This window comes from Polynucleobacter sp. AP-Jannik-300A-C4, from assembly GCF_018688335.1.
Classification (GTDB): domain Bacteria; phylum Pseudomonadota; class Gammaproteobacteria; order Burkholderiales; family Burkholderiaceae; genus Polynucleobacter.
In genome coordinates this window covers 1,041,520-1,065,532 of the sequence record NZ_CP061316.1, presented here as the reverse complement: position 1 = coordinate 1,065,532, position 24,013 = coordinate 1,041,520, and the positions used below count along the sequence as shown (strand labels likewise).

The following is a 24,013-nucleotide window of genomic DNA, read 5'->3' as shown; positions in this document are numbered from 1 at the left end:
TTATGGCCCAATGATTGGCTGCCAATGATCATTGATTAGACCCTCAATAGGCTGAAATTTAGCCTTATAGGACATTTTTTCACTATCCTTTATGTAGTAGCCCAGGTAAAGATAGGGAAGCTCTAAGTTCAAAGCCTGTTGAACCTGCCAGAGGATGCTAAAGCTTCCATAGCTTGCTGATAGATTACTGGTGTCGTAGAAGGTATAAACAGAAGAGATGCCTTGATCTAGGATATCAATCATGCTGATCATGCGAAGACGTCCAGGTTCGCTATCTTCTGGACCATCCCGAAATTCAACGATTCTAGAATTCACTCGACTTTGCAGTAGAAATTGCATGTACTGATCTTGGCTCTCTTCAGTGCTGTGACCCATGTCGCCGTCAGCATGACGTTCATTTTGGTAGTTGTTATATAGGTCAAGGTGCTCTTCTTGGTATCCCAAGTTCAGAATACGAATCTCCAGTCCAGCATGTTTTTTCAATGTGCGTTTTTGACTGCGATTGGGTTTGAAGTGTTTGACCGGAATGCGGGTAGCGGTGCAAGCATTGCATTCATCGCAATAGGGTCGATAGGTATATAAACCGCTTCTACGAAATCCCGCGTTGACCAGTTCACTATACAAATCAGCATGTATTAAGTGCGATGGGGTCGCCACCTGTGAGCGAGCAGTTCTACCAGGCAGATAGCTGCAGGGGTAGGGGGCTGTTGCATAAAACTGCAGCTCAGTTAAAGGGAGCTCTTTTAATTGTGTCATAGCCAGTGACGCAGCATTTCTTTATCAAATTTCCAAGGAATCTCTATATTAGTTTGCTTTAGAGTAATTTGCAGATGGGCTAAAAATTGGTCGCGAGAAATTGGTGCCGCGCCTAGCGAATCCAGGTGGGCAGTCTCCTGCTGACAATCAATCATTTCCACCTGATGTTGCTCGCACCAGGCTGTGAGAGCTGCTAAGGCAATTTTTGAAGCATCGGCTTGGTGGCTAAACATAGATTCTCCGAATACCATCCCACCAAAAGCAACACAATACAGACCGCCGATCAGGCGACCATCCTCCATTACAGCAATGCTGTGGGCGTGACCTTGTTCATGAAGGCCAGTGTAAGCGTCCATGATTTCATGGGTGATCCAAGTTCCATCCTGATCTTTTCTACTCGCAGTTGCGCAGGAGCGAACGACTGCTCCAAAATCATGATCAACCCAGATATCTTTTCTGACATCCGCTAAAAAATGACGTATGGTTTTTTTTAAAGAGTCATGACATTTAAATTGAGTGGGCTTTAATATCATTCGGGGATTAGGCGACCACCAGAGCACGGGTTGGTTATCCGAGTACCATGGAAAGATTCCCATGTGATAGGCGCGTTCCAGTTGCCCTGGATAAATTCGCTCACTGACTGCAATTAAACCTGGCACTGTTGGATCAGGGTCTGGGCAATTCAGTGGATTTGGAAATTCATCCTGAGACCCTAGCCAGTTGATATTGCTCATAAACTTGCTGCGTCTAGATCTTTTCTGTTGGAAGAATATCTCTACTGCGCACGCTAAACTCTTTGCTTGAATTAAACACCCCTGCGGCACGATCAGCAAAGAACCACTCTAGCGTCTGTTTGACTGTCGGAAAGGCGATCTCACTCCAAGGGATATCCTTTTCATCAAATAGTGCAACCTCTAGACTTTCTTCTCCAGCATGAAAGTCTGGTGAACTCATGGTGGCGAGATAAAAAAGATGTACTTGCTCTGCATGCGGCACATTGAGCAGTGAGTAAAGTGGGCCAATTTGAACAATGGCGCCTGCCTCCTCTTGTGTCTCTCGGGCTGCCCCGGTTGTAGTGCTTTCTCCTAGTTCCATAAAGCCAGCTGGAAGAGTCCAAAAGCCATGTCTCGGTTCAATTGCGCGACGGCACAATAAAATTTGATCGCGATAAACTGGAATAGAGCCCACTACATTGCGTGGATTGAAATAATGAATGAATCCGCAAGAGTCGCATACATGACGCTCCCGAGAATCATCTGCAGGAATCTTGATGCTAATTGGTGATGCGCATTGAGAGCAAAACTTCATGCAGGCTTTCTAAAAATGGGCGGAGATATGACCGCGTAAGGCGTTGCTAAGCATAATCTCTTTTGCATTGAGAACATCCTCAATAGTCAGGTTAGCTTCATGGGCATTCCATTTTGGATTATTTAAGATGATTGATCTCATCACTCCTGGAAGAAGACCTGCTGAGACTGGGGGTGTAAGCCAGCGACTTCCTGACTTAATAAAAATACTGCTTCTTCCCCCTTCGGTCACAAAGCCATTTTCATTAATAAATAAGGCATCAAAGCCACCAAGATCCTCAGCTAATTTCCAGGCTTGGTCATAAATATTCCGACTGTTGACTTTATGTCTTAATAAGATGTTGCCTGAGTGAAGGGTGGCTTTACTGGGATCGGGAAGAATGTCACTCGCCCAAAAGATCTTTACTGGACCTTGTAGAGGCCGAAATGGGGTGGCTTGGCAACTGGGATTACCAGCAGAGTTCAAATCTACTCGCAATCGATAGTCAGCATCATTGCTACAGTTTGCGCAAACATCTTCAATGGATTTGAGGACGTTACTCACGTCACAGGGTATGCCTAGTGCCAGCGCTGAATCAGTCAAACGCTTCAAGTGGAGCTGTAAATTTTGAGGTTTGGCTTGGTGAACTAAGATAGTTTCAAATAATCCTATTTCGCTTGGCATCTCACTCAAGAAGGCTGCCTTAATTTCGCATTCTTCCCATTCTTGTTTGGCTTCCGAATCAATCGTAATGCCGGCGCCGATACCTAGAGCAAAAGGTGAGGCTAAGGTCTCTGGATTCCGATCAATCTCCAGTGTACGAATGGGTACGCTAAATGCAAAGTCACCATCAGGATCAATCCAACCAAGAGCCCCGCAATAGTAGCCGCGATCTTGATACTCTAATTCTTGGATGATCTCCATGCTGCGTTTCTTGGGTGCACCTGTAACGGAGCCACAAGGAAAGACTGCGTTCATGACATCCCGTAATTCAATGCCAGGTTTAACCTGAGCCTGAACCGTTGATGTCATTTGCAATACATCACCGTACCTGGCAACTTCAAAAAGTTGAGGAACACTGACTGTTCCCGGCAAGGCAAGGCGACTTAGATCGTTGCGCAGTAAATCGACGATCATGACATTCTCTGCCTGATTTTTGGCATCTGCTGACAAGTGCTCTGCTGAATCACTCAAGGCACTTGCTGTGCCTTTCATAGGCATAGCCTTCAGAGTGTTGCCTTGCTTCTGTATAAATAATTCGGGGGACTGGGAAAGAATGTAGTTCGAGTCACTTTTAATAAATGCCCCAAATCTTCCCGGCTGGCGATTTCTTAATCGTGCATATAGTGCGAGCGGGTCACCGTAGGCCTCCCCCGTAATTCTAAAGGTGTGATTAATTTGATACGCATCACCACTACGAATATATTCTTGAATAGCCTCAATATCAGACTTGAACTTCTCTTCATTAATAGAAACATGAAGATTGCTAACCCCCGCAACTTGAGAGTCGGAATCAAGTATCTCAACTTTTCCCTTAATGAATGCATCGACATCCTGCTTGCTTAGGCTCTCATAGGATCTAAATGACCATGCCTGAACCAGTGGATGTTGACGCTTTACGTCATCTCGGCGCCGTTCAATTTTATGAAGATATAGACCGAATTCATAAGCAAATGCTGCGACAACATATTCACCGCGAGTCAATGCTGCATTAATGCTCCGCAGACATTCATCTACTGCGGTGATTGTGTCTGAAGGACTGGGCTGGGGATAGACAGTCCAGCAATGCAGCGCCTGTTCATACAGGCGGCTGCTCGGCTCAGTCTGAGTGCTTTGAGCGTCATCTAGCAATATCATGCTATTGACCTTCAGGGCTCTAGTAAGAGGTGAAAATTACTTCAATACAGTCGCTGATTCAATCGTGACAGTCTTACTAGGTACATCCGCCATACGACCCATCTTAGGCGCTGATGCAACCATGGTGGGAATCTTGCGAATAGCATCTATGGTTTGAGTTCCTGAAATGACTTTGCCAAATACTGTGTAGCCATTGCCCATCGCGTTTGGATAATTCAGGCCTTCATTATCTTTAACGTTGATAAAGAACTGAGCTGTAGCAGAATCAGGATCTGAAGTGCGCGCCATGGCAATCGTATAAGTTTGGTTCTTAAGGCCATTTTGAGCTTCTGAAACTACTGGGGCATTGGTTGGTTTTTGAACTAGGTCAGGAGTAAAGCCGCCACCTTGAATCATGAAGCTGTCAATCACGCGGTGAAAAATGGTGCCGTTATAAAAACCGCTATTTACATAGTTTAAAAAATTGGTTGTGGTCTTCGGTGCCTTGACAGAGTCCAACTCAACAACAAAGTTACCCATGGTGGTTTTGAATTCGACCTTAGGTCCTGCAAAGCTTGCAGCGCTAGCAATCAGGCTGGTGATCATGAATAGAGAAGCAATTATTTTGCGCATAGTAGTAGGTCCTTAAAAATCGAATAAAAAATAACTAATAACTGATTGTATTGCTCAAAGTCCAGATGGGACTTGGGCGGCATAGTGATATGCCGTCTCTTCAAACATGTTTGGCCTATCAAGATAATCTAGCACCCAATCAATGGTATCTACACCCCAAAAAGCATGGCCATTTACGATCAGGGTTGGCACCCCAAAGGCACCGTCCAATTTTGCACGCTCGGTATTGCTGATGAGCTTTGCTTTAATCTCTGGGGAATCTGGCTTAGGCGTATCAGCCGATAAACCAAGGTGTAGGCAAAATTCTGGCCAAGATAAATTGGGATCTTTGCCCTCAACCCAAACATACTCAAATGCACGCTCAACCATTTCCCAATTCGCATTTTCCTGAACTAGTAAACGCTGTGCTGCCACTGTAAGAAAAGGGTGGTGTTCCGGAAAGCAAAATGGCAAACCCAGCTTTTCAGCCAGCCACACACAATATTGGTAGGTATGCGGGCGCTTTGCCTCAACTTCACCAGGGCCACGATTATCAGTTGCTCGAAAAAGGCCGCCAAGCAAAATAGGAACTGGTTCAATAGCTACGCGCTGATCAAGTCGATGGCGCTGCTTGATGTAAAAGTATGAAAACGGAGAAATGATGTCGTAATAAAAAGTCCCTTTCAGCGCTTTGGCGCTACTCTCGTCTTGATTCATTTCTTATTCGATCCCTCGTCTAACTTGCGTAAGAAGGCCATCTTTTCGGCAATCTGACTTTCTAAGCCTCGATCAACAGGCTCATACCAATGAGGCTCTGCCATTCCTTCTGGAAGATAAGACTCTCCAGCAGCATAGGCATGTGGCTCATCATGTGCATAGCGATATTCCTTACCATGGCCTAGCTCTTTCATGAGCTTGGTTGGGGCATTGCGTAAATGGTTAGGTACAGGCTTGCTTTGATCATTGGCAACATAAGCCCTTGCCGCGTTGAAAGCTTTATAGCTGGCATTGCTCTTAGCGGCAACGGCTAAATAAACCACTGCTTGCCCAAGCGCTAGCTCTCCTTCCGGTGAGCCGAGCCTCTCAAAAGTCTGGGCTGCATCATTTGCTAGCTGCATTGCTCTAGGGTCGGCAAGACCGATATCTTCCCATGCCATGCGAATAATTCTTCTTGCAAGATAGCGTGGATCTGCTCCGCCATCGAGCATTCGGCAAAACCAATACAGTGCAGCATCCGGATTAGAACCGCGCACTGATTTATGTAGAGCGGAAATCTGATCGTAAAAGTGGTCGCCCCCTTTATCAAATCGACGTGCTTGAATGGTCAAAGCATTTTCAATAAATTGCTGGTCTACCTTTTGGATATTCGAGTTCGGTGTTGTAACCGCATTACGTACTTGCTCTACTAAATTAAGCAATCTCCTAGCGTCACCATCTGCATGGGTAATCAGACTATCGATTGCCGCTGATTCAAATTGAATACTAGGCAGAGTATATTCACGTGCTCTATCAAATAATTGCTTGAGTTCTACAGAGCTTAATGATTTAAGTACATAGACTTGTGCACGTGATAGCAGGGCAGAGTTAACTTCAAAGGACGGGTTTTCAGTGGTGGCGCCGATGAAGGTAAATAATCCAGATTCAACATGCGGTAATAAGGCATCTTGTTGGCTTTTATTAAAACGATGAATTTCATCAACAAACAAAATGGTTTGTCTGCCATATTGCGACATGCTTTGTTGGGCCTGCTCAATAGCCTCGCGAATTTCTTTTACACCGGCAAGAACGGCTGATATAGCTATAAATTCTCGATCAAAGGCTTTTGCTGAAAGTCTTGCTAAGGTAGTTTTACCCACCCCTGGTGGCCCCCAAAGAATCATTGAATGCGGCTTGCCAGAAGCAAAGGTGAGATTGAGTGGTTTACCTGAAGCTAAAAGATGGGTTTGCCCAATGACCTCTTCAATACATTTTGGGCGCAATGCTTCTGCCAAAGGAGGCGGGGGCGCTTGATCAAATAGATTGCCCATTACTATAGTTTTAGTTCTGTACAAACAAAATCACTAGTGCAGACCAAATTAAACAGATAGCAGAAACAAGTGTCAGTCGATTGCGCAAGGTCATAAAAGCTGCGCAAGCCTCTTCACTAGAAAAATAGTACTGATAGGTTTCTTTATCGATATTGCGTTGTATTAGTAAAGCCGATGCCAAGATTACTAGGCCAACTGGAATATAAATATGTAGTGCAACCCACGCTACTACTGCTGGTATCACACCCCAAATCCAGGCATTTCGATCCTCCCAGCGATCACCAGGAGGGGCTTTGCCTAGGGTATGTAAATTAGCGCCCCAATGTAATGCGCCCATGAAAGCAGTAATCACAGCCCCATAACCAGCTAGTGATTCGGCGCTTAAGTAGTTAAGCGGGGTTGGTGCCAGTTGAACCATTAAAGCGAGACTCACAAAAGGGATGAGGCCAGCGTAAGCTAATTTAAGAACGAGAGGGGGTAATGGGTTCACAAAAACTTCTTTATTTTGATTAATAGATGATGAATATGAAAATTATTGATCGTAGGTGTAGACGCCGCGTCCAGTCTTACGACCGAGATATCCTGCGGCAACCATCTCACGAAGTAATGGGCAAGGGCGATACTTAGAGTCACTGAAGTTCTCAAAATAGACTTCCATTACCGCTAGGCAGGTATCAAGACCAATGAGGTCAGCTAATGCAAGTGGACCAATCGGTTGGTTGCAGCCCAACTTCATGCCAGCGTCAATATCCTCTGGGCTAGCAAGTCCTTCGTACAAAACAAAAAAGGCCTCATTAATCATCGGCAACAAAATCCGATTGACCACAAAGCCTGGTGAGTTCTTAACTGTAATGGGTTCCTTACCAATGCGCTTAGCCATTTCAATAATTGCTGCATGGGTTGCATCAGATGTTTGTAAGCCTCGAATCACCTCCACCAAAGCCATCATCGGCGGAGGATTAAAAAAGTGCATGCCAATGAAGCGGCTTGGGTTGGAATCTAATGCGGCCAGTTTTGTAATAGATAGTGAAGAAGTATTCGTGGCAATAATGGTTTCTTTGCCGACGATCTCGTCAACTTGTTTCAAGATTTTCTCTTTAACAGCTTGATTTTCTGTAGCAGCTTCAATAACTAATTGCAGACCCTTAAAGTCTGAATATGATGTGCTTCCTTTGATCCGATTTAATGCTGCATCCTTATCTTTAGCTGTGAGAGTTTCCTTTTTGACGAGTCGATCCAAGCTCTTGCTTATTTGACTCAAACCACGTTCAACAGCAGCGTCATTAATATCAACCATCACAACATCAAGACCTGCAACTGCACAAACTTGCGCAATGCCATTACCCATCGTGCCTGCGCCAATTACTCCGACCGAATCAATCTTCATGCTATTTCCTTTTTTGATACTGTGATGAACCAAATAATTGCTCTCTTGCTTTGTCATCATGCAAGGGCTTACGTAATGCAGTTAATACTTCAACGCCACGCTTGACAGCAGGGCGCTCACCAACCATTTCAAACCACCGCTTAAAATGCGGGTACTCATTAATATCAATGCCTTGGTTTTTCCAATTTCTTGTCCATGGAAAAATAGCGATATCGGCTATCGAATAATTTTTACCAGCAATATAAGGATTATCTTTCAGTTGATGATCTATCACGCCATATAGGCGCTTGGCTTCATTGGTGTAGCGAGTGATTGCATAGTCAATTTTTTCTGGTGCATAGATTCGAAAGTGGTGGTTTTGTCCCAATAGGGGTCCCAAGCCACCCATTTGGAACATGAGCCATTGCAAGACTTCATATTTACCCCGAGTGGATTTGGGTAAAAACTTCCCTGTTTTGGAAGCTAAGTAGAGCAATATTGCTCCGGACTCAAAAAGATGGATCGGTTTGCCATCAGGCCCTTGCGGATCAACGATGGCAGGAATCTTATTATTTGGGCTAATGGCCAAGAATTCTGGCTTGAACTGATCGCCTGCACCAATATCAATTGGATGGGCAATCCAGTCTTTGTCTAATTTATAGCCACACTCTTCAAGCATGATGTGAACTTTATGACCGTTTGGTGTCGGCCAGCTATAAACATCAATGATGTCTTTCTTGGGTTTGCTTATTGCCATGATGGATTCCTCTTCTACAGGGTTTGTAAACGCTCTAATGCTTTTGAAAGCGTTTCTTCTTTTTTAGCAAAACAAAAACGGATAACGCCGGACTCAACCGGATGAGCATAGAAAGCCGATACTGGAATAGCGGCGACACCAATCTTGGTTGTAAGCCAAGAGCAGAAATCCGCTTCGCCCATCTTGGCTTGAGGGATCTGCAAATTAGTGTAGTTAACGCACTGAAAATAGGTTGCTGGTGCTGGCAATAATTCAAAGCCTGTCTGAGTTAAGCCTTTGCTAAAGAAATCCCGCTTAGCCTGATAAAAAGATGACAGCCCTAAGTAGTGATCGGAATTCATAAGGTAATTGGCCAAACCATATTGCATTGGCGTGTTTACTGTGAAGACATTGAATTGATGTATCTTGCGAAACTCCGCCATCATCGCTGCAGGTGCAGCTACATAACCTACTTTCCAGCCGGTAACATGGTAGGTTTTACCGAAGCTTGATATCAAGAAACTTCGCGCCGCTAATTCAGGATGGCTGGCTATGCTGGCGTGTTGATGTCCGTCGTACACCATATGCTCGTAGACCTCATCACTTAAGATCAGCGCATTGGTATCTCTCACTAAATTTGCCAGGCGGTCTAGATCGGTCTTCTGCCAAATCATCCCGGTTGGATTATGGGGAGTATTGATGATGACGAGTCGTGTCTTTGGATTAACTGCTTTGGTCAAATCATCCCAAGGTATTGAGTAAGAATTAACACGGCCTTGATCATCACGATTGGCAATCAAAGATACAGCGATTACTTTTCCACCAGCCATCTCAATCGAAGGGCGATAGCTATCGTAAGCAGGCTCGATGATGACAACTTCGTCGCCAGCGCTGACGCATGAGAGGATGGCCGTCAGGATTCCTTGAGTACCTCCAGCGGTGATAGTAATTTCTGTATCGGGATCGTAATCATGACCATACAAAGTGGATATTTTTTTCGATACACCGTGACGTAACTCAGCTACCCCGATCATTGGTGGATATTGATTTTGATCAGACAGCATTGCTGAGTTGACCTGAGATATGAGCTCTCGATCACATGGAAAGTCTGGAAAGCCTTGCCCTAGGTTAATAGCTTGATGCTCTGTAGCGAGAGCCGACATGACTGTAAATACCGTTGTTCCTACTTTTGGTAGGCGACTCGGAAATGCTGGCGTCAGTAGGGGATTTTGGTTCATGCGGGCGGTTTAGGGCAAATAAGGTAGGTAGTCGCTAGAATGGTAGTTATTCATTCTCAAATTGTGCCATGCTGATCGTCCTTTCACCTGCTAAATCCTTAGATTACAAAACACCGGTCAAGGTCAAGGCTCCGACTCTCCCGGAATTCGTCTCTGAATCTGCAAAGTTGATAGCGGATCTCAAGAAGCTCTCGCCTCAGGAAGTCGCTAATCTCATGGGGCTGTCAGATCAATTGGCTGCGCTGAATGTGGGGCGCTACCGTGACTGGTCTAAAAAATTTACTGAAGAAAATAGTAGGCCAGCGATTTACGCCTTTAATGGTGACGTCTATGATGGTTTTGATGTTAAGACGCTAAATCAAAAGACCCTTGATTTTGCGCAAGACCATATTCGCATTCTTTCGGGTTTGTATGGTGCTCTTCGCCCCCTGGATCTAATGCAGCCTTATCGCCTGGAAATGGGCACCTCCTTTCAAAATGCTCGAGGTAAAGACTTATATGCGTTTTGGGGTGAGCGTGTTACCAATTCCTTAAAGGCAGTGCTGGAGAAGCAGAAGAAGCCTTTTCTCCTCAATTTAGCCTCTGAAGAGTACTTTAAGGTCTTGCAGGCGAAGAACTTGGATTGCCCAGTCATCTCCCCCGTATTTCAGGATGGCAAAGACGGCAAATACAAAATCATTTCCTTCTATGCCAAGCGGGCTAGGGGCTTGATGGCGCGCTATGTGGTCGAGAACCGTATATCTAATCCAGTGGATCTAAAAGGCTTCAATTTAGATGGTTACAAATATGTTGCCTCTGAATCTACAGAAGAAAAGCCGCTATTTAGACGTCCCGAAAGAAGGTAGGAGAGTGCTTCATGGCTGTTCATCGCACTAAATCCTCGCAACGCTCCTCACCAGATGTCGAGCGCCTAGTTGCGGACGCTATTTCCTTGGCAGCTTCCGGGAGTCACATTGAGGATCAGTTTTGGGAGGAACGTTTAAATGTTCGCCTAATGCGTCTTCTCAAAAGCCAAAATCAAAATGTGATTGATGCAGCTCTCGATCAAACATTTCGAATTAATACGGTGGCCTTCGAGGTACTTGCAGACTGTGCTGAGACCCTGGCTGAGTCTTTGCTAATGGAGCATGAGGGCCAGAACTGGGATGTTCTTTTATTGGCTTTACCTATTGTTGCTCATACCCGCTATCAGATTCCTTCTGGCGCTCTTTCAGTGAGCGTCATTGAATCTACAGCCGCTGCATTACATAGCTCAATCACTTCCACTGATGCACGCTTATCCATCGTTCCCTGGCTTTACAGCATTGATCAGATGCCACACTCACATTGCCAAACACGCCTGCTTACTGAGGCCTTAGCAAGCGCTGCTATTAGCGCTAGTGAGGTCAAGTTAGAGTTGCGAGAGATGTCGGAGACCATTGCAGTTTTGGCTGATCCACGTTTTATTATTGCAGCTGTTGCCGCACCTTCCGGCTCACCACTTTTCCGGTGGCAAGCTGATGCGCCAACACGTCAAGAGCGTGGCGTCAGCTTGATAGGTTGGCAAAACATGATGCAAGAACCTATTGCGGCACTTTTGCCTGGTTGCGAGTTTGAGCTCTTATTACCTGAAGCATATTTTACAAATTGCCGATTAGCAGATAAGCAGGTACGTCCATTAAGCATTCGGGCTGCCGTGAACTTTCTTGAAAGTACGCTTGGAGTTCTTCCGGCTGGATTATCCTGTGTCGTTGGTGCATTCGGTGAAGATCAAGCTGATGAGTATCGAATCTCCTTTAGCTTAAAGGGCTCCTCTGAGGTTGTGTATGGTGTGATTTGGCCTTTATACGACCGAGAGAGTGTTGCTAATGATGCCCTGAATGATTTATCGGACGATGAGAGTCCGATGAAGCGAATCGCCGACGCCCTTAGGGATGCGGGTGTTGAAGATGTCTTCCGTCATGCAATGCTATTTGACCCAGAGCTCTGTGATGATTGCGGAGCCCCTCTGTTTCCAGATCGATCGGGTGACGCCGTCCATGCAGAGTTGCCTGATGACGCGCCCACCCAACAGCCTTTATTTCATTAGCATTTCAGTCTACCTTGAATCTTATAAAGTAAAAAAGCCGAGAGATTCTCGGCTTTTTTATTGTGGAGTCAGAGCTAAGATTTAGTTCTGCGTAAATGGTTCCGCATCAGCGAATAAATGAGGAAGGTCACCCTTTTTCATTTCTGCGGTTTGACAGAAATCTGCAAGACGAGTTCCAGACTTAATATTAAAAAGCATAGCCTTGTTACCAAGCACCACTAGATCATGCCCACTAGTAGTATTTTTGTAACGTAAACTTCCAGGCAAAGAATTTTCACGAACCAGTTCAAAAGTTTTGGATTGCCATGTTAGGCGAATCTTTTCCATTGTCCCGGTCGTATTAAATTGTTTGCTTTCGCTACAAGTCCAAGTCGATACTGCCTCGTTTGCACCGGCTGTGCTAACAAAGCCAGCAGCCATCATGCTTACGAGGAGAAGGGTACGCTTCATATATGAAAGTCCTTAAGAAAGAAGGTGTTTAACGCCTGCTTGCTCTTCAAGCAATTCGTTCAATGTGTGATTCATGCGCTCACGTGAGAACTCATCGATTTCTAAGCCTTCAACCATTTTGTATTCACCATTTTCGCAAATGACTGGGTAGCCGTAAATCACTTCAGCTGGAATGCCATATTCACCTTTGGAAGGAATGCCCATGGTGACCCACTTGCCATTTGTGCCCAGAACCCAGTCATGCATGTGATCGATTGCTGCATTCGCAGCAGATGCTGCAGAAGAGAGACCGCGAGCCTCAATAATGGCGGCGCCACGTTTGCCAACTGTAGGAATGAATGTGTCTTTATTCCAAGCTGGGTCATTAATGCTGTCTTTGACAGACTTGCCATCAACTGTTGCAAAACGATAGTCTGGGTACATTGTTGGGCTGTGGTTACCCCAAACAACCAATTTCTCAATATCAGCAACTGGCTTATTGAGTTTGCTAGCCAATTGAGAGAGCGCGCGGTTGTGATCGAGGCGCAACATTGCAGTGAAATTCTTTGCAGGAATATCTGGAGCAGACTTCATGGCGATGTATGCATTGGTATTTGCTGGGTTACCAACAACTAATACTTTCACAGTTTTCTTAGCTACTGCATTTAAAGCTTTACCTTGGGCAGTAAAAATCTGAGCATTGGCTGAGAGCAAATCTTTGCGCTCCATGCCAGGGCCACGAGGACGTGCACCAACCAACAAGGCAACATCAATATCCTTGAATGCAGTCATCGGGTCAGAGTGGGCTGTCATACCAGCCAACAATGGGAATGCGCAATCATCTAATTCCATCATCACGCCAGCTAAGGCTTTTTGAGCCTTTTCGTCTGGAATCTCTAGTAACTGGAGGATTACTGGCTGATCTTTGCCTAATAAATCGCCATTAGCGATGCGAAAAAGGAGGGAATAACCGATTTGACCGGCTGCACCGGTGACTGCAACACGCATTGGGGCTTTTGCCATTACTAATAACTCCAGTTGAGGTTAATTAATGAAATCTTTTCTATTATCCATTCAAGTGTATGGACTTTCCATTTACACTGTCAATCATGTCTTATATAAGATATGAGATAAGCTTGAATTTTATCCAATAGAAGCTGCTGTGGAGTTAATTTGTCACTAATATCTGAACCAATTGCCTCATTTAGTCCTCTTTATGAGCAAATTAAAGCCATGATTTTGGCAAGTTTGCAGGCCTCAGAATGGTTGCCTGGGGATGCCATCCCTAGTGAGATGGAGCTTGCAGCTCGATATGCAGTCAGCCAGGGAACCGTGCGCAAGGCAATTGATGAGTTGGCCGCACAAAATTTACTGGTGCGACGTCAAGGCAAGGGTACCTTCGTAGCCACCCACCAAGAAGAAGACTTTCAGTATCGTTTTTTACGCTTAGAGCCTGATTCTGGTGAGAAGTTGCACCTCAGAAACCAGTTTTTAGCCTGTGAAATCGCACAATCCGATGCCTATATAGCTAAATTGCTTAAATTAAAGGCAGGGGACCCCATTATTCGAATTGACCGCGTGCAAAGCTCTGCGGGGCGCCCAATCGTATTTGAGGAGATTTGGTTGCCGGAAGGGCGCTTTGAAGGGCTGACGCTTGAAGCCCTTAATGCTTGGCCTGGTCCCATGTATGCATTTTATGAAAGTGAATACGCCACTCATATGGTGAGGGCGGAAGAAAAAATTAAGGCAGTTTTAGCGAATTCAGATCTTGCTAAGCATCTTCAGGTTCAGGAGGGCTCTGCCTTGTTGTCGGTTGAACGTGTTGCATTTACCTACGGGAATAAACCAGTAGAAATTCGGCGTGCAAGGTACGACACTTCTGATCAGCACTACGACAATAAATTGAACTAGGTAGTACACTCAAAAATCAGTAAAAACCACTATTTAACCCCTTTAAACGCTAAAAAGTCCCCACCTCCCCTGAGGTTTCAAATAGAATATGTTGCAACACAACAAAACCACACTGAACCTCCACCTAAAGATTGAGATTGCCCATGGTTGATGCACAGCAAAACACAAAAAAAGATAGACCGGTTTATCGCAATATTGGTCTTGCCCAGCTAATTAAATACCGATTGCCTTGGGCTGGAAAAGTCTCCATTCTTCATCGAATTAGCGGGGCGGCACTGTTTTTGATGTTGCCTTTCTTGCTTTATCTTTTTGATCAAAGCCTAGCTTCAGAGATGAGTTACCAAAAATTCCAGGCAATCACTGGCCACGTGTTGGTAAAACTTGTTCTTTTGGGCTTAATTTGGTCTTTCTTGCACCATTTCTGCGCTGGTATCCGCTACCTCTTGCTTGATTTAGAGATTGGTGTTGAAAAGGCTGACGCTAATCGCTCAGCGATCTTTGTATTTTTCCTGGGCCTCGCTTTGACTGCGCTTGTTGGCCTCAAATTATTTGGCTTGTACTAAGCACTTCTTCATTAAGGAAATCGAATGCCTATTTATCAAATTGGACCGAAGCGCTTAGTTGTTGGCGCCCATTACGGCCTTAAAGAGTGGATTATTCAGCGTGCTACTGCCATTGTGATGGTGGTATTCACAGTCGTTTTACTGGTTGACTATTGCATTACTGGTAGCGCGACATATGAAGGTTGGGCTGGATTGTTTAGCAATCAGCTCATGAAGCTATTGACGCTTTTATTCTTTATTAGCTTGTTCTATCACGCTTGGATTGGTATCCGCGATATCTGGATGGATTACATCAAGCCCGTCAGTATTCGTTTAACACTGCAAGTGTTAACTGTGTTGTATCTCGTAGCCTGTGCGGCTTATGCCGTACAAATTTTGTGGAAAGTGTAATTCAATGACCGCGATTAAAAAAGCATTGCCACGCCGCCGTTTCGACGCGGTAATTATTGGTGCAGGTGGTTCAGGTATGCGCGCTTCTTTGCAATTAGCGGAAGCTGGCCTGAACGTTGCGGTATTAACTAAAGTTTTCCCAACACGCTCACATACAGTGGCTGCGCAGGGTGGTATCGGTGCTTCACTCGGTAATATGAATGAAGATAACTGGCACTATCACTTTTACGACACGATTAAAGGTTCAGACTGGTTAGGTGACCAAGACGTGATCGAGTTCATGTGCCGCGAAGCTCCTAAAGTCGTTTACGAGTTAGAGCATTTTGGTATGCCTTTTGACCGTAACCCAGACGGTACGATTTATCAGCGCCCATTTGGTGGTCATACAGCCAACTATGGTGAAAAAGCTGTTCAACGTGCTTGCGCAGCAGCTGACCGCACTGGTCATGCCATGTTGCACACTTTGTATCAGCGTAACGTGCGTGCAAAGACTAATTTCTTTGTTGAGTGGTTAGCCTTAGATCTCATTCGTGATGATGCTGGTGACGTTGTTGGTGTTACTGCGCTTGAAATGGAAACCGGCCAGGTTTACATTCTCGAAACTAAAGTGGTCATGATGGCTACTGGCGGTGCAGGTCGTATTTGGGATGCATCTACCAACGCCTTTATTAATACTGGCGACGGTATGGGTCTAGCAGCACGCGCAGGTATTCCATTGGAAGACATGGAATTCTGGCAATTCCACCCAACTGGCGTAGCTGGTGCAGGTGTGTTGTTGACTGAGGGTTGCCGTGGTGAAGGCGGCATCTTGCGTAACAAGGATGGCGAGCGCTTTATGGAGCGTTATGCACCAACTTATAAAGACTTAGCACCACGCGATTTCGTTTCTCGCTGTATGGACCAAGAGATTAAAGAAGGTCGTGGCTGTGGACCGAATGGCGATTATGTAGTGCTCGACTTAACGCACATCGGTGCCGAGACCATCATGAAGCGTTTGCCTTCTGTTTATGAAATCGGTATTAATTTTGCTAACGTTGACGTTACCAAAGAGCCTATTCCAGTTGTGCCAACAATTCACTATCAGATGGGCGGTATTCCTACCAACATCAATGGTCAAGTTGTTGTGCCGGGCAATGGAAAACACAACGAGATCGTTAACGGTCTCTATGCAATCGGCGAGTGCTCTTGCGTATCAGTTCACGGTGCAAACCGTTTGGGTACTAACTCATTACTGGACTTGCTGGTGTTTGGTCGTGCGGCTGGCAATCACATTGTTGCAATGGACCTCAAGAATCGTGAGTTCAAGCCATTGCCTGCTAATGCTGGCGAGCAAACAATGGCTCGTATTGCTGCTCTTGATAACTCGACTTCAGGTGAGTATGCACAAGATGTTGCAAATGACATTCGCAAAACCATGCAGAAATACGCCGGTGTATTCCGTAACCAAGAGTTGATGGATGAAGGTGTTCGTCAGATGGCAAAGCTCACTGAGCGTGCTAAACATTTATGGCTTAAAGACAAGTCTGAAATTTTCAACACTGCTCGTATCGAGGCTTTGGAAGTTGCTAACTTGATCGAAGCTGCAAACGCAACCATGATTTCAGCAGCAGCGCGTACTGAAAGTCGTGGCGCACACTCACATGATGATCATCAACATCGTGATGATGACAACTGGATGAAGCACACGCTTTGGTATAGCGAGGGCAATCGCTTGGATTACAAGCCGGTTGTTCTGAAGCCATTGACCGTTGAGTCTTTCCCACCTAAAGAACGTACTTTCTAAGCGAAGAGAAATTAAAAATGAGTGATATTCGTATATTTGAAATTTACCGCTACGATCCTGATGTCGATGCAGCTCCTCGCATGGAACGTTATGAGCTTGAATTGACTGGTGAGCGTATGTTGTTAGACGCTTTGATTTCTCTCAAGAAACAAGACGAAACAATTTCTTATCGTCGTTCATGCCGTGAAGGTGTTTGTGGCTCTGATGCGATGAATATTAACGGTAAGAATGGTTTGGCTTGCTTAACTAATATGTTGACCTTGCCTAAAGTCATTACACTGCGCCCATTACCTGGCTTACCAGTCGTGCGTGATTTGATTGTGGATATGACCTTGTTCTTCAAGCAGTATCTATCTATCAAGCCTTACTTGGTCAATGACAATCCATTCCCTGAGAAAGAGCGTCTCCAGAGTCCTGAAGAGCGTGAAGAATTGAATGGTTTATATGAGTGCATCTTGTGCGCATCATGCTCAACCTCATGCCCATCTTTCTGGTGGAATCCGGATAAGTTCGTTGGTCCAGCAGGTTTGTTGCAGGCATATCGTTTCATTGCGGATAGTCGTGATGAAGATACTGCTCAGCGTTTGGATAACCTGGAAGATCCGTATCGCCTGTTCCGTTGCCACACCATCATGAACTGCGTGGATGTTTGTCCTAAGCATTTGAATCCGACCAAAGCAATTGGAAAGATTAAGGAATTGATGGTGCGTAGGGCGGTATGACCCTCACTAATGCAGAGTTATATCGCTTAAAGAGTGATGCCCGCAGGGGTTTGCTTGAAAACGATCTAATTCTGCAGCGTTTTTTTGAGCGCCACGGCTCTCAACTCAATGCGGAAGATGGAAAAGTATTAAGCCAGTTGCTAGCCTTAGAAGATAATGACCTGATGGATTTGTTGATCGGTCGCAAGGATTCAGTGGCGGCATTGGAAAAAGAATCGCAAGAAGCAGCCTTTAAGGCTGTTTTACAAAAGCTGAGACAGAAGTAATTTAGGCTTTTGCTTGCAACAGCAGTACAGACGCATGATCAAATAGTGTATTAATCATCAATTTGAATGACTAAGGATTAGAAATGATTGAATCGGACATCAAGGCAAAATTATCTTTTTCGGACGGTACACCAGATATCGACTTGCCAATTTATAAAGGCACGATTGGTCCTGATGTAATTGATATTCGTAAGCTTTACGGTCAAACCGGTAAGTTCACCTACGATTCAGGTTTTTTATCCACAGCTTCTTGTAATAGCAAAATCACTTATATCGATGGCGATAAGGGTGAACTGCTTTATCGTGGTTATCCAATCGAAGATCTTGCGCATAACTGCGACTTCTTAGAGGTTTGCTATTTACTGTTGAACGGTGAGTTACCAAACGCTAAGCAGAAAAAAGATTTTGAAGAGATGGTCATGCATCACACGATGGTTCATGAGCAAATGCAATTTTTCTTGCGCGGCTTCCGTCGCGATGCCCATCCAATGTCAGTCTTAACTGGCTTGGTTGGTGCAATGGCTGCCTTCTATCATGATGAGATTGATTACAGCGATCCACATGCCCGTGAAGTTGCTCAAATTCGCTTAATTGCGAAGATGCCAACACTGGTTGCAATGGCTTATAAATACTCTGTAGGCCAACCTTTTATCTATCCTGATAATTCCTTATCCTACACAGCAAACTTCATGCGCATGATGTTTGCAACACCGTGTGAAGAGTACAAAGTCAATCCAGTCTTGGTGCGCGCTTTAGATCGCATCTTCACATTGCATGCTGACCATGAGCAAAACGCTTCTACATCAACAGTGCGCTTGTGTGGATCGTCTGGCACAAATCCATTTGCTGCTATCTCTGCAGGTATCGCTTGTTTGTGGGGTCCTGCCCACGGTGGAGCCAATGAAGCTTGCTTGCAGATGTTGAATGAAATTCAGGCTAATGGTGGCGTAGATAATATTCATGAATTTATCGCTCAAGTAAAAGATAAGAACTCAAGCGTTCGCCTCATGGGCTTTGGTCATCGCGTTTATAAAAACTTTGACCCACGTGCAAAACTCATGCGTGAAACTTGCCACGAGGTATTAAAAGAAATGGGTCTTGAGAATGATCCATTATTCAAATTGGCTATGACGCTTGAGAAGATTGCATTGGAAGACGAGTACTTCGTAAGCCGTAAGCTCTATCCAAACGTTGACTTTTACTCAGGAATTGTTCAGCGCGCACTAGGCGTGCCAACTGAAATGTTTACCTGTATTTTTGCCTTAGCAAGAACAGTGGGTTGGATTGCTCAGTGGGAAGAAATGATTACTGATCCTGAGTACAAGATTGGCCGTCCACGTCAGTTATATGTTGGGGAAACTTCACGTAAAGTTCCTAACATTACTGTGCGTAAATAAAAGCTTTAGAGGGTTTCCATGTCACGTACGCTTTACGACAAATTGTGGGATGACCATGTCGTCTATTCCGAAGAGGATGGCACGGCCACAATTTATATAGATCGTCAGTTATTGCACGAGGTGACAAGTCCTCAAGCTTTTGAGGGGTTAAATCTTGCAGGCCGACCAGTGTGGCGCATCTCCGCCAATCTGGCGGTTTCAGATCACAATGTTCCAACAACGGACCGCTCTGAGGGCATTACAGATCCAATATCGAAGTTACAAGTAGATACGCTGGATCAAAACTGTGATGCCTTTGGTATTACTCAATACAAGATGAATGATCTGCGCCAAGGAATTGTTCACGTGATTGGACCAGAGCAGGGTGCAACCTTGCCGGGCATGACAGTTGTCTGCGGTGATTCTCATACAAGTACGCATGGTGCCTTTGGTGCATTGGCATTTGGTATTGGTACATCAGAAGTGGAGCATGTATTAGCCACGCAAACCTTGCTCATGAAAAAGAGTAAGAACATGCTGGTCAAGGTGGATGGACGCCTCCAACCTGGTTCCACTGCGAAAGATATCGTGCTTGCTGTGATCGGCAAGATTGGCACTGCTGGCGGCACTGGTTACACGATTGAGTTTGCAGGTGAAGCCATCCGCAATTTGTCTATGGAAGGTCGCATGACCCTCTGCAATATGGCAATTGAGGCTGGTGCTCGTGCTGGACTGGTGGCAGTAGATGAAACTACTATTGAATATATTCAAGGTAGGCCTTATGCCCCTAAAGGAGAGGCTCTACGTCATGCCTTGCAATATTGGCGTACCTTACATTCAGATGTGGATGCCAAATTTGATGCAGTAGTGGAGTTACGCGCTGAAGAAATTGCCCCTCAAGTCACTTGGGGTACTTCTCCAGAAATGGTTCTAGCTATTAGCGATCGAGTTCCTGATCCGGAAAAAGAGCGTGACGCAAACAAGCGTTCTGCAATGGAACGTGCGCTGGAGTACATGGGTCTTGTTCCCAATACTCCGCTTAGCAATATTTCAATTGATAAAGTTTTTATCGGGTCTTGCACCAACAGTCGTATTGAGGATATCCGTGCCGCTGCCAAGGTTGTTGATCGTCTGGGTAAAAAGGTAGCAGCCAATGTCAAATTAGCCTTGGTCGTTCCTGGTTCTGGCTTAGTAAAGGCTCAGGCTGAGCGTGAAGGTTTAGATCGGGTTTTTAAAGCTGCGGGCTTTGAGTGGCGTGAGCCAGGTTGCTCTATGTGCTTGGCAATGAATGCTGATCGTTTAGAGCCAGGTGAGCGTTGTGCTTCAACTTCTAATCGAAATTTTGAAGGTCGCCAGGGCAATGGCGGTAGAACCCATTTAGTTAGTCCTGCGATGGCTGCTGCTGCTGCGATTGAAGGCCACTTCGTTGATGTTCGTAAAATTTCTTAAGGAAATACAGTGTTTAAATGGTCTTCTTTCACAATGATTAAAAAGTTAACTATCGTTGCTATTGCGGGAATCATTCTTTCTGCTTGTGCAAATACGATGGAGGGTGTTGGTAAAGATTTGCAAACTATGGGCAACTCCATGGGTGGCAGCAAAAATTCCAACACATCCAATCAGTCCCAAACTCAGGGGAAAGATGTTGTTGTGACGCCAGTCAAGTAAGCGTGCAGTCGATATTTAGCAAAAGATCATTATGGAAAAATTTAAGGTATATAAAGGCTTGGTTGCCCCGCTCAATCGCGAGAATGTCGATACCGATGCCATCATCCCAAAGCAGTTCTTAAAGTCGATTAAGAAAACGGGCTTTGGTCAAAACCTATTTGACGAGTGGCGCTATTTAGACCATGGTGAACCTGGTCAAGATTGCAGCACCCGCCCGATTAATCCAGATTTTGTTTTAAACCAGCCGCGCTATAAAGATGCTGGTATTTTGCTGGCCCGCAAGAATTTCGGCTGTGGCAGCTCTCGCGAGCATGCACCTTGGGCTTTGGATCAGTATGGCTTCAGAGCGGTGATTGCCCCTAGTTTTGCAGATATTTTCTACAATAATTGCTTTAAAAATGGTCTTTTGCCAATAGTTCTCACAGAGCTCCAGGTTGACCATTTATTTAATGAAACACTTGCTTTTGCTGGTTATCAGCTCACTATTGATTTAGATGCTCAGCAAGTAATTGCGCCCGATGGCACAGCCTATAGCTTTGATGTAGCCCCATTCAGGAAGCATTGCCTTCTGAACGGCTTAGACGATATTGGCTTAACCCTTCAACATGCAGATAAAATCAAGGCTTATGAGGCTGAGCGCATCCTGAAAATGCCTTGGCTTGCGACGCAACTGCCGTAGTTTTTATTCAGTTAAAGGCCTTTCATGAAAATTGCAGTCCTACCGGGCGATGGTATCGGCCCGGAAATTGTTGCTGAAGCCGTTAAGGTTTTAAACGCGCTTGGTCCTAAATTCGACCTTGAGACAGCCCCCGTTGGCGGCGCCGCTTATGATCTAGCCGGTCATCCACTCCCTCCAGCTACCTTAGAGCTTGCTAAAAAAGCAGACGCTATTTTGTTCGGTGCTGTTGGTGACTGGAAATACGACACATTGGCTCGTAAACTACGTCCCGAGCAAGCCATTTTAGGATTGCGCAAGCATTTGGAATTATTTGCCAATTTCAGGCCAGCAATTTGTTACAAGGAGCTAACAGCTGCCTCCAGTCTTAAGCCTGAAATTGTGAGTGGCCTCGATATCTTGATTATTCGCGAGCTTAATGGCGATATCTACTTTGGTCAGCCTCGCGGCATTCGTGCATCTGAGCTTCCTTTATTTAAGGGTGCACGTGAAGGTTACGACATGATGCATTACAGCGAGCCAGAAGTGGAGCGTATTGGTCGAGTTGCTTTTGAGGCTGCACGTAAACGCGGTAAAAAAGTATGTAGCGTTGATAAGGCGAATGTTCTTGAGACATCGCAACTTTGGCGTGATGTCATGATTCGTGTTGGCAAAGAATATCCAGACGTTGAGTTATCACATATGTATGTTGATAACGCAGCAATGCAGTTGGTCAAGGCCCCCAAAGCGTTTGACGTAGTCGTTACGGGCAACTTGTTTGGCGATATTCTCTCTGACGAAGCTTCGATGTTGACCGGCTCGATTGGGATGTTGCCATCAGCTTCATTAGATAAAAATAATAAAGGCCTGTATGAGCCAAGCCATGGATCAGCGCCAGATATCGCTGGCAAGGGCATTGCTAATCCATTAGCAACAATTCTGTCTGCTGCGATGATGTTGCGCTACTCCCTGGGTATGCCATCTGAAGCTGATCGTATCGAAGCGGCAGTGCAAAAGGTCTTATCACTGGGATTGCGAACTGCTGACATTTTTACAGAAGGTACAAAAAAGGTATCTACAGTGGAAATGGGTGATGCGGTTGTAGCCGCTCTTTCATAACCATTGTCACATTACATATACATTCAATAGATCATTCATCATGGCAAATACAAAAACACCATTAGTAGGCTTAGTAGGCTGGCGCGGTATGGTCGGTAGCGTCCTTATGGAGAGGATGCTGGCTGAAAAAGATTTTGATCTGATTGAACCTGTATTTTTCAGTACTAGTCAGGCAGGCGGTGAAGTGCCGCTCTTGAATGGTCAGAAGGTGACCAAGAGCGAGAATGTGTTGCTCAACGCAAATGACATCAAAGCGCTTTCCCGTTGTGACATCATTTTGACCTGCCAGGGCGGTGACTACACCAATGAGATTTTTCCTCAACTACGCGCTGCCGGTTGGCAAGGTCACTGGATTGATGCAGCTAGCGCATTGCGCATGAAAGATGATGCAGTCTTAATTTTAGATCCTGTGAATCGACCTGTAATTGATAAAGCATTAGCTGCAGGCGGAAAAAATTGGATTGGTAGCAACTGCACAGTTAGCTTAATGATGATGGCGATGGGTGGCTTGGTGAAGGCCGATATGGTTGAGTGGATTAGCGCTATGACATATCAGGCGGCCTCTGGAGCTGGCGCTCAAAACATGCGTGAGTTGTTGTTGCAAATGGGTGCATTACGTGACAGCGTGGCAACTGAATTAGCCGATCCGTCTTCATGGATCTTAGATATTGATCGAAAAGTTACCGATACTTTACGTTCCCCAGATTTCCCGAAGAAAAACTTTCGTAATACCCCTTTAGCTGGTAGCTTGATACCCTGGATTGATGTCCCGGTAGAGAATGGCCAAACTAAAGAAGAGTGGAAGGGCGGCGCTGAGTTTAATAAGATCCTAGGCCGACCTCCATTTAGATCTCCTGGAAGTATTCCAATTGACGGTTTATGTGTTCGCGTTGGCGCTATGCGTTGCCACTCCCAAGGCTTGACTGTCAAACTGAAAAAAGATATTCCCTTAAAGGAAATCGAAACAATCTTAGCTAACGATAATCAATGGGTTAAGGTAATTCCAAACGACCGCGAGACTACTGAGCGTGAATTATCTCCAGCAGCAATTAGCGGTACTTTGACGGTCCCTATTGGCCGTTTGCATAAGATGGCGATGGGCCCAGAGTATCTTGGTGCATTTACAGTCGGCGATCAACTCTTGTGGGGCGCTGCTGAGCCTTTACGTCGGATGTTAAGAATTTTATTGGCTGACAATGCTTAAG

At 45.2% G+C, this 24,013-nt stretch carries 27 protein-coding genes; 14 read left to right on the top strand and 13 right to left on the bottom strand.

What is annotated here, in order from left to right; all coding sequences use genetic code 11:
• The 11 genes from FD975_RS05610 to FD975_RS05560 form a co-directional block, all read right to left on the bottom strand.
• Complete coding sequence (locus tag FD975_RS05610) at positions 1–756, bottom strand: arginyltransferase (protein ID WP_215300909.1); 756 nt, start codon at positions 754–756, stop codon at positions 1–3.
• A complete protein-coding gene (gene aat / locus FD975_RS05605; protein WP_215300907.1) occupies positions 753–1,490 on the bottom strand; it encodes a leucyl/phenylalanyl-tRNA--protein transferase in 738 nt (245 codons plus the stop codon). The genes FD975_RS05610 and aat overlap by 4 nt, the downstream gene beginning before the upstream one ends.
• Positions 1,491–1,503: 13 nt before the next feature.
• Positions 1,504–2,064, bottom strand: a complete 561-nt coding sequence (locus FD975_RS05600; protein WP_215300905.1) for an NUDIX hydrolase — start codon at positions 2,062–2,064, stop codon at positions 1,504–1,506.
• Positions 2,065–2,073: 9 nt separating this feature from the next.
• Positions 2,074–3,900, bottom strand: a complete 1,827-nt coding sequence (locus FD975_RS05595) for a bifunctional chorismate-binding protein/class IV aminotransferase (protein ID WP_215300903.1) — start codon at positions 3,898–3,900, stop codon at positions 2,074–2,076.
• A 36-nt stretch (positions 3,901–3,936) separates the two neighbouring features.
• On the bottom strand, positions 3,937–4,485 hold the full coding sequence (locus tag FD975_RS05590; RefSeq protein ID WP_371743403.1) for a peptidylprolyl isomerase: 549 nt from the start codon (positions 4,483–4,485) through the stop codon (positions 3,937–3,939).
• Positions 4,486–4,566: 81 nt separating this feature from the next.
• The gene (locus FD975_RS05585; protein ID WP_215300899.1) at positions 4,567–5,208 is read right to left on the bottom strand and encodes a 2-hydroxychromene-2-carboxylate isomerase; all 642 of its coding nucleotides are present in this window, start codon (positions 5,206–5,208) and stop codon (positions 4,567–4,569) included.
• Positions 5,205–6,518, bottom strand: a complete 1,314-nt coding sequence (locus tag FD975_RS05580; RefSeq protein WP_215300897.1) for a replication-associated recombination protein A — start codon at positions 6,516–6,518, stop codon at positions 5,205–5,207. Before FD975_RS05580 ends, FD975_RS05585 begins: the two co-directional genes overlap by 4 nt.
• A 10-nt stretch (positions 6,519–6,528) precedes the next feature.
• Positions 6,529–7,008, bottom strand: coding sequence for a DUF3429 domain-containing protein (locus FD975_RS05575; RefSeq protein WP_215300895.1), 480 nt, complete (start codon positions 7,006–7,008; stop codon positions 6,529–6,531).
• Between the two features lie 42 nt (positions 7,009–7,050).
• Positions 7,051–7,905, bottom strand: coding sequence for a 3-hydroxybutyryl-CoA dehydrogenase (locus FD975_RS05570; RefSeq protein WP_215300894.1), 855 nt, complete (start codon positions 7,903–7,905; stop codon positions 7,051–7,053).
• Between the two features lies 1 nt (position 7,906).
• Positions 7,907–8,614, bottom strand: coding sequence for a glutathione binding-like protein (locus FD975_RS05565; protein ID WP_215303882.1), 708 nt, complete (start codon positions 8,612–8,614; stop codon positions 7,907–7,909).
• A gap of 41 nt (positions 8,615–8,655) precedes the next feature.
• Positions 8,656–9,858 carry a methionine aminotransferase gene (locus FD975_RS05560; RefSeq protein WP_215300892.1) on the bottom strand — a complete coding sequence of 401 codons (1,203 nt, stop codon included), beginning with the start codon at positions 9,856–9,858 and terminating at the stop codon, positions 8,656–8,658.
• A gap of 68 nt (positions 9,859–9,926) precedes the next feature.
• On the opposite strand from FD975_RS05560, the gene yaaA reads away from it, so the two are divergent.
• Entirely contained in the window at positions 9,927–10,703 is a 777-nt protein-coding gene (gene yaaA, locus FD975_RS05555) for a peroxide stress protein YaaA (protein WP_215300890.1), read from the top strand.
• A gap of 11 nt (positions 10,704–10,714) precedes the next feature.
• Positions 10,715–11,926 carry a DUF2863 family protein gene (locus FD975_RS05550; RefSeq protein WP_215300888.1) on the top strand — a complete coding sequence of 404 codons (1,212 nt, stop codon included), beginning with the start codon at positions 10,715–10,717 and terminating at the stop codon, positions 11,924–11,926.
• Between the two features lie 81 nt (positions 11,927–12,007).
• Here the strand turns inward: FD975_RS05550 and FD975_RS05545 are convergent, their stop codons facing one another.
• Together FD975_RS05545 and FD975_RS05540 are read right to left on the bottom strand one after the other, a co-directional pair.
• Positions 12,008–12,376: a hypothetical protein gene (locus FD975_RS05545; protein ID WP_215300883.1), complete on the bottom strand. Its 369-nt coding sequence runs from the start codon at positions 12,374–12,376 to the stop codon at positions 12,008–12,010.
• A gap of 12 nt (positions 12,377–12,388) precedes the next feature.
• Positions 12,389–13,378, bottom strand: coding sequence for a malate dehydrogenase (locus FD975_RS05540; RefSeq protein ID WP_215300881.1), 990 nt, complete (start codon positions 13,376–13,378; stop codon positions 12,389–12,391).
• A 150-nt stretch (positions 13,379–13,528) separates the two neighbouring features.
• Here FD975_RS05540 and FD975_RS05535 point away from each other — a divergent pair, with 150 nt between their 5' ends.
• From FD975_RS05535 to asd, 12 genes are all read left to right on the top strand, one after another.
• Positions 13,529–14,266, top strand: coding sequence for a GntR family transcriptional regulator (locus FD975_RS05535; RefSeq protein ID WP_215300878.1), 738 nt, complete (start codon positions 13,529–13,531; stop codon positions 14,264–14,266).
• A 143-nt stretch (positions 14,267–14,409) separates the two neighbouring features.
• Positions 14,410–14,829, top strand: coding sequence for a succinate dehydrogenase, cytochrome b556 subunit (sdhC, locus tag FD975_RS05530; protein WP_215300876.1), 420 nt, complete (start codon positions 14,410–14,412; stop codon positions 14,827–14,829).
• Positions 14,830–14,853: 24 nt separating this feature from the next.
• Positions 14,854–15,219: a succinate dehydrogenase, hydrophobic membrane anchor protein gene (gene sdhD, locus FD975_RS05525; RefSeq protein WP_215300874.1), complete on the top strand. Its 366-nt coding sequence runs from the start codon at positions 14,854–14,856 to the stop codon at positions 15,217–15,219.
• Positions 15,220–15,223: 4 nt separating this feature from the next.
• Positions 15,224–17,002, top strand: a complete 1,779-nt coding sequence (gene sdhA / locus FD975_RS05520; RefSeq protein ID WP_215300872.1) for a succinate dehydrogenase flavoprotein subunit — start codon at positions 15,224–15,226, stop codon at positions 17,000–17,002.
• A 17-nt stretch (positions 17,003–17,019) separates the two neighbouring features.
• Positions 17,020–17,724, top strand: a complete 705-nt coding sequence (locus FD975_RS05515) for a succinate dehydrogenase iron-sulfur subunit (RefSeq protein WP_215300870.1) — start codon at positions 17,020–17,022, stop codon at positions 17,722–17,724.
• A complete protein-coding gene (locus tag FD975_RS05510; RefSeq protein WP_215300868.1) occupies positions 17,721–17,990 on the top strand; it encodes a succinate dehydrogenase assembly factor 2 in 270 nt (89 codons plus the stop codon). Before FD975_RS05515 ends, FD975_RS05510 begins: the two co-directional genes overlap by 4 nt.
• Positions 17,991–18,073: 83 nt before the next feature.
• Complete coding sequence (gene gltA / locus FD975_RS05505; RefSeq protein WP_215300867.1) at positions 18,074–19,387, top strand: citrate synthase; 1,314 nt, start codon at positions 18,074–18,076, stop codon at positions 19,385–19,387.
• Positions 19,388–19,405: 18 nt separating this feature from the next.
• A complete protein-coding gene (gene leuC, locus FD975_RS05500) occupies positions 19,406–20,815 on the top strand; it encodes a 3-isopropylmalate dehydratase large subunit (RefSeq protein WP_215300865.1) in 1,410 nt (469 codons plus the stop codon).
• 9 nt (positions 20,816–20,824) lie between these two features.
• Positions 20,825–21,034, top strand: a complete 210-nt coding sequence (locus tag FD975_RS05495) for a hypothetical protein (RefSeq protein ID WP_215300863.1) — start codon at positions 20,825–20,827, stop codon at positions 21,032–21,034.
• Positions 21,035–21,065: 31 nt separating this feature from the next.
• Positions 21,066–21,713, top strand: a complete 648-nt coding sequence (gene leuD, locus FD975_RS05490; RefSeq protein ID WP_215300861.1) for a 3-isopropylmalate dehydratase small subunit — start codon at positions 21,066–21,068, stop codon at positions 21,711–21,713.
• Between the two features lie 24 nt (positions 21,714–21,737).
• On the top strand, positions 21,738–22,808 hold the full coding sequence (gene leuB, locus FD975_RS05485; protein ID WP_215300859.1) for a 3-isopropylmalate dehydrogenase: 1,071 nt from the start codon (positions 21,738–21,740) through the stop codon (positions 22,806–22,808).
• 40 nt (positions 22,809–22,848) lie between these two features.
• Positions 22,849–24,012, top strand: coding sequence for an aspartate-semialdehyde dehydrogenase (gene asd / locus FD975_RS05480; protein ID WP_215300857.1), 1,164 nt, complete (start codon positions 22,849–22,851; stop codon positions 24,010–24,012).
• The last annotated feature ends 1 nt before the right edge of the window (position 24,013 follow it).